The organism is Pseudomonadota bacterium, assembly GCA_022361155.1.
In the GTDB taxonomy this organism is placed as follows: Bacteria; Myxococcota_A; Polyangia; order Polyangiales; family JAKSBK01; genus JAKSBK01.
In genome coordinates, this window is the sequence record JAKSBK010000249.1 from 1 (window position 1) to 10,111 (window position 10,111).

At 64.7% G+C, this 10,111-nt stretch carries 8 protein-coding genes; 5 read left to right on the plus strand and 3 right to left on the minus strand.

The window, feature by feature from the left end; genetic code table 11:
* Positions 1 to 99: 99 nt before the first annotated feature.
* On the minus strand, positions 100 to 1,380 hold the full coding sequence (gene eno, locus MJD61_09260) for a phosphopyruvate hydratase (GenBank protein ID MCG8555458.1): 1,281 nt from the start codon (positions 1,378 to 1,380) through the stop codon (positions 100 to 102).
* 152 nt (positions 1,381 to 1,532) lie between these two features.
* Between eno and MJD61_09265 the strand changes: the two genes are divergently transcribed.
* Complete coding sequence (locus MJD61_09265; GenBank protein ID MCG8555459.1) at positions 1,533 to 2,420, plus strand: prolipoprotein diacylglyceryl transferase; 888 nt, start codon at positions 1,533 to 1,535, stop codon at positions 2,418 to 2,420.
* Between the two features lie 82 nt (positions 2,421 to 2,502).
* Complete coding sequence (locus MJD61_09270) at positions 2,503 to 3,432, plus strand: TonB family protein (protein MCG8555460.1); 930 nt, start codon at positions 2,503 to 2,505, stop codon at positions 3,430 to 3,432.
* Positions 3,433 to 3,468: 36 nt separating this feature from the next.
* Here MJD61_09270 and MJD61_09275 read toward each other — a convergent pair whose 3' ends face one another.
* Positions 3,469 to 3,960, minus strand: coding sequence for a hypothetical protein (locus tag MJD61_09275; protein ID MCG8555461.1), 492 nt, complete (start codon positions 3,958 to 3,960; stop codon positions 3,469 to 3,471).
* Positions 3,961 to 4,424: 464 nt separating this feature from the next.
* Between MJD61_09275 and MJD61_09280 the strand changes: the two genes are divergently transcribed.
* Together MJD61_09280 and MJD61_09285 are read left to right on the plus strand one after the other, a co-directional pair.
* Positions 4,425 to 4,892 (plus strand): hypothetical protein, encoded by a 468-nt coding sequence (locus tag MJD61_09280; GenBank protein ID MCG8555462.1) that lies wholly within the window; start codon positions 4,425 to 4,427, stop codon positions 4,890 to 4,892.
* 160 nt (positions 4,893 to 5,052) lie between these two features.
* Entirely contained in the window at positions 5,053 to 6,798 is a 1,746-nt protein-coding gene (locus tag MJD61_09285) for a carbamoyltransferase (protein MCG8555463.1), read from the plus strand.
* Here MJD61_09285 and MJD61_09290 read toward each other — a convergent pair.
* Positions 6,795 to 7,772 carry a D-alanine--D-alanine ligase gene (locus MJD61_09290; protein MCG8555464.1) on the minus strand — a complete coding sequence of 326 codons (978 nt, stop codon included), beginning with the start codon at positions 7,770 to 7,772 and terminating at the stop codon, positions 6,795 to 6,797. The two genes, MJD61_09285 and MJD61_09290, sit on opposite strands and share 4 nt — an antisense overlap.
* Before the next feature lie 277 nt (positions 7,773 to 8,049).
* Between MJD61_09290 and MJD61_09295 the strand changes: the two genes are divergently transcribed.
* A complete protein-coding gene (locus MJD61_09295; GenBank protein ID MCG8555465.1) occupies positions 8,050 to 10,110 on the plus strand; it encodes an HTH domain-containing protein in 2,061 nt (686 codons plus the stop codon).
* The last annotated feature ends 1 nt before the right edge of the window (position 10,111 follow it).

The window sequence follows — 10,111 nt, forward strand, 5'->3', positions numbered from 1 at the left end:
GCAACCGCCCTGTGGACGGCAACCGCCCTGTGGACGGCAACCGCCCTGTGGACGGCAACCGCCCTGTGGACGGCAACCGCCCTGTGGACGGCAACCGCCCTACAGACAAGCAAAGGTGGTATTGCCCGCGAAGATCGCCGCCTCGCCCAGCTGCTCCTCGATGCGCAAGAGCTGATTGTACTTGCACATCCGATCGGAACGCGAGGCCGCCCCGGTCTTGATCTGGCCGCATCCCGTGGCCACAGCGAGGTCTGAAATGAATGCGTCCTCGGTCTCGCCGCTGCGATGCGAGATCACACACGAGTACCCGTTCAGGTTCGCTAGCTGCATCGTCTCTAGTGTCTCGGTGAGCGTCCCGATCTGATTGACCTTGATGAGAATGGAGTTCGCAACCTCCTCGTCGATGCCGCGCTCCAAACGAGACGTGTTCGTTACGAAGATGTCGTCGCCGACGAGCTGCACTCTCGAGCCAAGCGCGGCGGTCTGAGCCTTCCAGCCATCCCAGTCGTCCTCGGCCATTCCATCCTCGATGGATACTATCGGATACTTGTCACAGTAGTCGCTGTAGATTTCGACAAGCCCGGGAGCGTCCACCTCCTTGCCATCAAAGGTATACAGGTTCTTCTCCTCATCGAAGAACTCGCTCGCTGCGCTGTCGAGCGCGATGGCAACCTGCTCACCCGGCACGTAGCCGGCACTTTCGGTGGCTTGAACAAGCAGGCGTAGCGCAGCTTCGTTGGTTTCAAGGCGTGGCGCGAAACCGCCCTCGTCGCCTACGGCGGTGATGTGGCGTTCTCGCTTCAGGATCTGCTTTAGGTGCTGAAAGACCTCGACGCCGGCACGCAGGCTATCTCGGAAGAACTGAAACCCAAGCGGCACGATCATGAACTCCTGAATCTCCATGCCGCTGTCGGCGTGCTTGCCGCCGTTGATAAGGTTCATCTGGGGCGTGGGCAGCGTACGGGCTTGGACCCCGCCAATATAGCGCCACAGCGGTAATCCCACACTGCTCGCGGCCGCCCGAGCCGCGGCCAGCGACACACCCAGGATCGCGTTCGCGCCGTGCTTGGTCTTGTTTTCCGTGCCATCCAGCTGGATCAGCAGTCGGTCAAGGTCACCCTGACGTAGCGGGTCTAGCCCCAGCACCTCGGGTCGGAGCTTGGTGTTCACATTCTCGACAGCGGTCAGAACACCCTTGCCAAGGAACCGGCCCTTGTCACCGTCGCGTAGCTCGCACGCCTCGTGTGCGCCGGTCGAGGCCCCTGACGGCACCGCAGCGCGACCGGTAGTGCCTCCTTCGAGCGTCACCTCCACCTCGATGGTGGGGGTACCCCGCGAGTCCAGAATCTCGCGCGCCTTTACATCCGAAATGGTTGCCATTCAACACCTTCCCTACTGCCACAAGAGCACTCGTGTTAGCCATCCCCTGCCAACCTGTCAATGCACCGCAGCTACATGCGGGTCTCGACAGGCTCCAGGGAGGTCGTGACCGGGGCTTGCGCAGCCAACGGCAATCGTTAGGCTGCGGCCCAGTGCTCGCAGCGGCGCACAGTTTTCTCTTTATTCCCTGGTTTCGCCTCGAGCCGTGGCATCTGCCGATTCCATTCGTGGGGGAACTGCCGATTCAACCTTTTGGCGTGCTCGTGGCGATTGGCATTCTGTCGGGTGCGAAGCTCGCGGAGCGCCGCGGTCGAGAGTTGGGCATTGAACCCGCGTTGCTGTCCGACTTCGCCACGCACACGGTGGCTGCGGGATTGCTCTGCGCCTTCGTGCTCAATGGGGTGTTCTACTCGCCGGAACGCGTCGTGCGACTGGTCAGCGACCCTTCGTGGAGCACTGTCAAGCGCTATGGCTGCCTCGGGCTTTCTTCGTATGGTGGCTTCATGGGAGCGGTGCTCGGCGGCTGGATATGGAGACAGCGCCGGGGCAAATCGCTGCTGCTGGCAGGCGATGCAGGTACCTTCGGCTTTCCTTTGGGCTGGATGTTCGGGCGTACGGGCTGCTTCGTCGTGCACGATCATCCAGGGGTCGTGACGACCTTCCCGCTGGCAGTCGACAACTACCACCAGCTGGGGCAACCACGCCACGACTTGGGCCTTTATGAGGTCATCTGGAGCGCGGCCGCGACGTTGCTGTTCTTGCTGTTGGCTCGCAAGCGGCAGCCCGCCGGTACGTACATGGCGTTGTTCGCACTGCTGTACGGCCCGATTCGCTTTTTTCTGGATTTCTTGCGTGAGGTACCGGAACGCGGCGGCGACGTGCGTTACGCCGCGCTCACTCCGGGCCAGTACGGCTCGATTCTGCTGACGCTGGCAGGGCTGGGGCTTCTGTGGCGAGTACGGCGCGGCCCCGAGCCAGCCCTGGAGCTCGGCACAACCCGGGGGACGGACCCTGCTGGCGCCAAAGCAGTCGACCCCTAGGCCTAGGCCCCAGCCACCTTCCAGAAAGCGGCTCGATTGGCCGCGCCGTGCCCGAATCCGCTGAAGGTGTAGACTTTCAGGTGTGGGCAGGACGGAAGCGGTGCATGCTGCGCTCGCGTCGGTGGTCGGACATGGCGTCTTCGCCTTGTTTCTGGCGCTGTTGCCTGCCGTGCACCTCGAGTCGCAGGACCCGGAGCGGGCGTTCGTCGAAATCGAGCTGCTGCAGCTCGCCCCGCATGCCTCCGAGAGCCCCCTTGCAGGACCTTCGTGTGGGCGCGACTGCACCCGAGAGGCGACGCCGAGGCCCATGCCGGCTCGCCAGGGAAAGCAGGCCGCATCCGCCGCGGATCCACGACGCTCCTACCATGGCTCCGCGCGCACCCTCGAGCGCGAGGAGCAACGGCCCCGAGGCCGTCGCCGCCGGGCACGCGCGACCGCTCGCTCGGTGGGCCGGTGGACTGCAGCGGCCCCGGCAGACAAGCGGGAAACGGCTACACCAGAAGTCGGCATGGAAGGTGCCGCCAAGACGTCGGCCACCCCACCCGCGGCATCAAGCCCCGTCACCGCGCAGCACAAGACGGCCACCGGCCTCGAAAGCAGGGCTGGTCGCTCGGGCAACACGGCCTCGCGTCCGAGCGCGAGCCGCCTTGCGCCTGCTCGAAGGGGCATGCTGGGAATGGCCCAGATACAAGGGACGGGTCGCACTGCCTACCAACACTGGTATCGGGTGTTGCACAACCGTATCGCTCGCAGGCTCGTCTTCCCGCGTCGCAGGCAACTTGAAATGGACCAGGGCACAAGCCGCTACCGTATCTGGGTCCGGCGTGACGGCTCGCTCGCACGCGCACCGGCACTGATTCGGTCGAGCGGCTTCGACGACCTGGATCAGGCCGCGCTTGCAGCCATCGAGCAGAGCGCGCCCTTCCCTGCCGTGCCGCGCGACTTCGCCCCCCGTGCCCGCGAAATCGCCATCCGAGTCCCCATCGAGTTCTCCAACCCGATGTTCCGTTAGCCCATGGTTGCCGCGCGTGGCGTGATGCGGCAGTGCCTACGCGCGGCGGCTGCGAAGACGGCGCAGGACCTCGGCTCGTTCCGGCCGGCGCATGGGACCCTCGTAGAGCTTCAAGAGCTCATCGAACGTGCGCTCGTAACCCGGACCCGAATCGGGCTCGTCCAAGGCCAAACGACGCCACAACAGCGTTTCCAGCATGCGGTAGCGCGAAGCGCTTCGCAGCATGCGCCACAGGAACGTCAGCGCGTTCAGGTCACCGGGCTCGACGCGCTCTGCACGCAGCGCGTATGCGGCGGCAAGCTTGGGGCTATGGAGCTCCTCGAGGGCCAGCCTGGCCGCCTCCATCCAGGCCTTGCGTCGTTCCGCGCGGTCGAGGTTGTCATCCCTCGCCCGCCTGCGCTGCTCGGCAATTCGCCGACGTATGTCGTCCGCCTCGCTGTCGGCAAGGCGCAGCATCCTGAGCAGGGTGAAGAGCACGAGCAGCCCTCCAACAACAACCAGCAGCAGCTTTGCGTTCTCTGGTGTCATGCCTTGAGCGCCACGTCCAGGCCGAAGGGAACCGTCTGCGGCCCTTCACAACCACGGTGCCTTTGCACACCCCGCATAGGTTGGTCTACATAGTCGACTTTGACACACGGATGCTAGTCGGCAACATGGCTCGACCGTCACCCGTCACAGGATTGCCGCTGGCCCGCTGCGAGGTATCCAGCCGGCTGGCTGGTCGCCAGATGCTTCTCGGCCCAACCCGACAGCTTGACGCAATCAAACGGCACGGCGCGGCACGGCGGCGACGCCCCGTTTGGCAGGCAGTTGATCCTCCGCGGACATGGAAAGCCGAACTCCGGGGTGCCATCGCAGCACACAAAGTCGCCCGTAGGCGGTTGGCCACTCGGTTCGGCGCCGCTTGTTGGTCCCTCCTCGCTGCGCAGCTGCCTCTGTTGTGCCTGGGCTGTGGCTGTGATGGGCCGGACGAGCCGGCCACGTCGGTCGCGATGCCCGTCCCAAGCGCGGCACCCGCAGCGGCCGCCAGGCCTGGCTCCGCGCCCGCGCAGGGCACGGGGACATCGACATCCACGCAGACCACGGAGAGGGCCGGGGACGAGCTCGAGCGAGCTCTGGCGCGCCACGTCAAGCGGTATGCCGGCGGCATGGTGGCTTTGATGCCTCCTTTGCGTGGTCGCCTCGATCAGGGCTCCAAGAGAGACCACATGACCGTGCTCAGCGCCGGCCACTGTTTCAAGATCGTGGGTACAGGGGGGCCCGATGTTCAGGATCTCGATCTGTTGCTGTTCGATCCGAACCTGGTGCAGATCCAACGCGACGTGGGGCACGATCCCGTCCCTGTCATTGGCCAGCAGTCGCCGCTCTGCCCGACGCTGAGCGGCGTCTATCGCCTGCAGGCGAGAATGGTCAAGGGCGAAGGCGAGTACGCGATTCAGGTCTCTCGGACTTCCGATTAGAGAGTCCGATTCGCGATCTACGGACTGACCGGTGGCAGGTCTGCTACCACCGGGTTGGGGTCCAGAAACCGGGCACATACCCGTGTTCGATTCGGCTCGTCGTTTTCGCCCCTTCCCCTCCGCGCTATAGTCGAGGCTTGTTTCCAACATGTGACACCTCATGCCTACCTACATTCTAGGCATCAATGCCTTTCACGCTGATGCTGCAGTAGTGCTGCTTCGCGATGGCGAGGTGGCGGCTGCCCTCGCCGAAGAACGGCTCAACCGCGTCAAACACTATGCGGGGTTTCCGCGCCTGGCGCTGCGCAAGGCGCTTGATATGGGTGGGATCGCGATCGGCGATCTGGACCACATCGCGATCGGCCGCGCCTCGACGGCGAATCTGCGCCAGAAGCTCGCTTTCAGCCTAAAGAATCTGGGCCGCATCGGAAAGCTGGCCCGCCAGCGGCTGGAAAACCGCGCGCAGATTCAGGACATTCCAGCACTCGTGGCCGAGACCTGCGAGGTACCTCGATCCGAGATCAGGGCTCGTTTTTCCCACGTGGAGCACCATCTGTGTCATGCGGCCAGTGCGTTTCTCCCCAGCCCTTTCGATCGTGCCGCGATTCTGACTGTGGATGGCTTCGGTGATTTCGCGTCGGCGATGCTCGCCAGGGGCGACGGCCGGCGGATCGAAGTTCTCGATAGGGTGCTCTTTCCCCACTCGCTTGGCATTCTCTACTCGGCGGTCTGCCAGTTCATCGGCTACGACCGCTACGGCGACGAAGGCAAGGTGATGGGGCTCGCCCCCTACGGAGCCCCCAGCTATCTCGACTTCATGCGAGAGCTCGTACGAGAAGCACCTTCGGGCAAGTACGAGCTCAACCTGGAGTATTTCCGGCACCACAGCGAAGGCGTCGACTACAGCGCCGACGCCGAGGGACACCCCACTGCGGCGCCGCTTTTCTCCTCGCGGCTCAGTGACCGTCTTGGCGAGCCGCGTGAGCGTGGTGCGGAGCTCACCCAACGGGACAAAGACCTTGCGCGCTCGCTTCAGGAGCGCCTCGAAGAGGTCTACTTTCACATCTTGCGCGATTTGCACGTGCGCACCGGCCTGGACGCGCTGTGCGTGGCCGGCGGTGTCGCGCTCAACTCCGTCGCGAACGGTAAGGTTTTCGCCAACACCCCCTTCCGGCGCTTTCACGGCCATCCTGCGGCCACGGACGATGGCACGGCCTTCGGCGCTGCCTGCTTCGTCCACAGCGTCACCCTGGGCAAGCCACGCGGCGAACCTCTGCGGCATGCGTACTTGGGCCCGGCGTTTTCCGATCGAGAGATCGAGACCGCAATCGAACGCGCCGGGCTGAAGGCCCGCCATCTAAACGACGAGGAACTTTTTTCGGTTACGGCCGAGCGCCTCGAACAGGGTCGGATCGTGGGCTGGTTTCAGGGTCGCATGGAATGGGGACCGCGGGCTCTTGGGGCGCGCTCTATCGTGGCGCACCCGGGCCTTGCCAGCATGAAAGACACGTTGAACGCGCGCATCAAGCACCGCGAGGCGTTCCGGCCCTTTGCTCCGTCCATCCTGGAGGAACGCGTCGGTGACTACTTCGAGCAGACCTGGCCCAGCGACTTCATGATGCAGGTCTACCCTACCCGCCCGGAACGGCGGCGCGAGATCCAGGCCGCGGACCATGTGGACCACACCGGACGCTTGCAGACGGTCAACAAGCAAGCATGCCCCCGCTACCACAGGCTCATCGAGGCCTTCGAGGCACGCACGGGCATTCCCGTCGTGCTCAACACCTCGTTCAACGAAAACGAGCCCATCGTGTGTCGGCCCGACGAGGCGATCGCGTGCTACCAGCGAACTCGCATGGACGTTCTGGTGATGGGCAACTGGTTCATGGAGAAAGCGGCGGTTTAGGCATCGGGCGCGAACGCGGGGACTTGCTGCGGCGTCTCCACGCCGGCCGGCACCGCACAGGGGACGTGCAGCGCTCGCGTCAGGATCTGCTCGCACAGATCACCGAAACCGAGCCCGCTGCCACGGGCGATCTTCGGAAGTAGGGAGGTGGGGGTCAGTCCGGGTAGGGTATTGACCTCGAGCACGTATTCGTTCTCCCCTTCGGTCACCAGCATATCCACACGGGTCGCGCCTCTCGAATCCAGCGCACACGCAGCGCGCTCGGCGATGTTCAGCACGCATTGGTAATGTGTCGGCGACAAGCGAGCTGGCAGATGGTAGTCGGTCTGACCCTCCAGGTACTTGGATCGATAATCGTAGATGCCGGACTTGGGGGCGATTTCGATGGCCCCGAGCGCCGTGGCGTCGAGCAGACCTACCGCCACCTCACGACCTGCGACAAAGCGCTCCACGAGTATGCAGCGGTCGAAGCGGGCTGATTCCTCGGCGCGCTGAAACAACTCCGACGGATCGTTGGCACGTCCTGCTCCGATGCTGGAACCGAGCCGTCTCGGCTTGACGAACACGGGGAAGCCGAACGAGCCGTGGATATCCTCCAGATCCTCGATTCGATCCGCCGTCATCTCGTAGTAGGGCGGCGTCGGTACGTTGTGCAGTCGAAACAGCTCCTTCGCCTTTACCTTGTCCATGGCCAGAGCGCTGGCCAACACGCCGGAGCCTGTATAGGGGATATCGAGCATCTCAAGCATGCCTTGAATACAGCCGTCCTCGCCGTAGGGGCCGTGCAAGGCCAGGAAGGCGACGTCGATGGCCGTCTGGCGCAGCACTCGATCGATGTCTCGATCGACGAAGATCTTGCGTACATCGTAGCCCCGCTCGTGCAGAGTGTTGCAGACGGCCTCGCCGCTGCGCAACGAAACTTCCCGCTCCGCACCCAACCCTCCCATCAGGACACCCACTCGCTTGGTCTTCATCGTGCTCCTCGTTCAATCGCATCGGGTCACGAAGCTCGTGCCGGTGCGGCGATCCGTTGGCCGTAACAGCAGCCGAGATCCGGGTCAAGAAAGCCGCCTCGGGGAGCGCCCATGAGGCCGCGAGCCTCGTTTGCGATGAACGATCACCGATGATAGGGTCGCCGATCACTGACGCTCTTGACCTGCCGATTGCTGTATCGACCCCGAGCGGCGCGCCCATGGTGGACCCGTCGAAGGTCGCGGCGGCGGGAGCTCCAACCCGTGGGGACCGACCACTATGACCTTTACCGAAGCGGCGCTCGAAGTACTGCGCAACGTTAGGAAGCCACTGCACTACAAGAAGATCACGGAGCTCGCCATCGAGCAAAACCTCCTGTCGCATGTGGGCAAGACTCCGGAGGTCACCATGAGCTCTCGACTGGCGACCATGGTGAAGAAGGACCGCGGTGACGCACCGATCGTGAAAATCCGCCCCGGTGTCTTCAGCCTGCGGGAGTTCGCAGACGAAACAAGCCCCGATGAGAGCGTGAAGGAGCCCGAAGCCGCCGGCGCTGAACCGGCGCCACAGGTCGATGCCGCTCCTGCGGGGCCGGAACCGCCTGGATCCGACCTGTTCCCTCAGGAAGAAGACGACGACGAGCCCATACTGGCTGCCCTAGGCGAGGACGGCGAACGCAGGGATAGCAAGCGGCGGCGGCGGCGGCGGCGGCGGCGAGGCCGTGGTGCAACGACAACCGGCCCGGAAGCCGAGTCGGCAGCTCAGGACGAGCCTGCCAACGGTGCCGAGGCGCCGGAGGAGCCCGGCCTGTCGCAGGAGCCCGAGGACGCTGATCTGCTCGGTAGAGAGCTCGCCGATGCCGTGTTTTCCGTGCTGGCACGCGGTTCGCGTCAACCAGCGACCTTCAAGCGCGCGGCGGAGCTTCTGGTTGAACGGGGTAGACTCGGCGGCAGTCCGGCAGCACTCGCTTCGACCGTGGCGGCTTCCCTGCGAGCGGACAACGCGAACCGCCTGCGATCCACCATGCCTGCTCGGTTCCGGATCCAAGGCGATCGGCTCACCCTCACCGACTGGCATCTCGGCTCGGAGCTCGTGGGCGCTCAAGAGGCCGTCGAGCGCGCCGCCGTCAGGCAGCGTGAAGTGGCGCGCAGGCTGTTCGTCAACAAGCTATGCGATCTACCCTTGACCGGGTTCGCGGAATTCATCGCGACCTGGCTCAACGCCGAAGGCGTCGCCTCGCTGCGCGCGGTGCGCCGGCCGGGCAGCTCGACCAACGAGCTGCATTTCGCAGGAACACTCAGGCGGGGAAGTGAAGAACGTCGTCTGGCCTTGGTTGTGCGGCGCGACCGCAGGGAGATTACCCGCGAGCTCGTTATCGAGGCCCGCGGAGCGCTGCACCACTACGGCAACGCCGGCGGTGCTTGGCTGGTCACGACTGGGCAGCTGAGCTCCGGCGCGCGCGAGGAAGCTTCCTCGATGGGTGCGGCCCCTGTTGCCTTGTTTGACGGGGACGCCCTGGTGCAAGCCATGGAAGCCCTGGGAATCGGCGTGCGACTGCACAGCGTGCGCTTGACGAATATCGACCTCGATTTCTTCGAGGCCCTGGGCGATTCTGCGACGCTGGCGCGCCCGCCCCGGGGAATGAGGGAGCGAGAGACCCGCGAACGGGAGAGCGATCGGCGCAACCGGCGTGGCCGCAGGGAAGGACGCGCGCGACGCAAGGATGCCGAATGGGAGGCCCCGGTCGGCGACGACCACGCCCGTCAGGGAGAGTCGAAGACGCTCGACGGCGAGCTGGAAAGTGCAGAAAACAACCGAAAAACCAAAGTCGAAACCGAGCGGGCAGCCGCAACCTCCGAGGGGTCGCAGCACGCCGAGGAGAAGGTCGCTCTATCCGATCCGGATGCCGTAACGAAAGCGCCTTTGGCTGCGCAGGCGCCGATGCCAAGCACCCCCGCCGAGATGGCCGTGGACTCCAGTACCGAGAGCCAGAGCGAGCGCAGCTCGCGTGTTCCCACGGCACAGCTCGACACACCCGCGCCGCTGCTGCAAGGTACGCCCGAGCCTGCGGTCGCCGAAGCATCACGGGAGGCTGGCGCCGAAATCAAGGCTGGCACCGAGATCAAGGCTGGCGCCGAGGACGACAAAACCAAACCCGGGGCCCCACCACCCTCCCCCGATCACGCCGACGGCGAATCAGCAGGACCGGATGCCGCGGCGGTTGAGACGGCAACGGGAGCCGCAGCGACTGTCGAACCCGATAACCGCACTGTCGCATCCGACAACCGCACTGTCGCATCCGACAACCGCACTGTCGCATCCGACAACCGCCAGGACTGAC

What these genes read in the sequence shown, in the direction of transcription:
- eno (MCG8555458.1), bottom strand. Translation starts at nt 1,380, where the DNA reads ATGGCAACCATTTCGGATGTAAAGGCGCGCGAGATTCTGGACTCGCGG.
- MJD61_09275 (MCG8555461.1), bottom strand. Translation starts at nt 3,960, where the DNA reads ATGACACCAGAGAACGCAAAGCTGCTGCTGGTTGTTGTTGGAGGGCTG.
- MJD61_09280 (MCG8555462.1), top strand. Translation starts at nt 4,425, where the DNA reads ATGCCCGTCCCAAGCGCGGCACCCGCAGCGGCCGCCAGGCCTGGCTCC.
- MJD61_09285 (MCG8555463.1), top strand. Translation starts at nt 5,053, where the DNA reads ATGCCTACCTACATTCTAGGCATCAATGCCTTTCACGCTGATGCTGCA.
- MJD61_09290 (MCG8555464.1), bottom strand. Translation starts at nt 7,772, where the DNA reads ATGAAGACCAAGCGAGTGGGTGTCCTGATGGGAGGGTTGGGTGCGGAG.
- MJD61_09295 (MCG8555465.1), top strand. Translation starts at nt 8,050, where the DNA reads ATGACCTTTACCGAAGCGGCGCTCGAAGTACTGCGCAACGTTAGGAAG.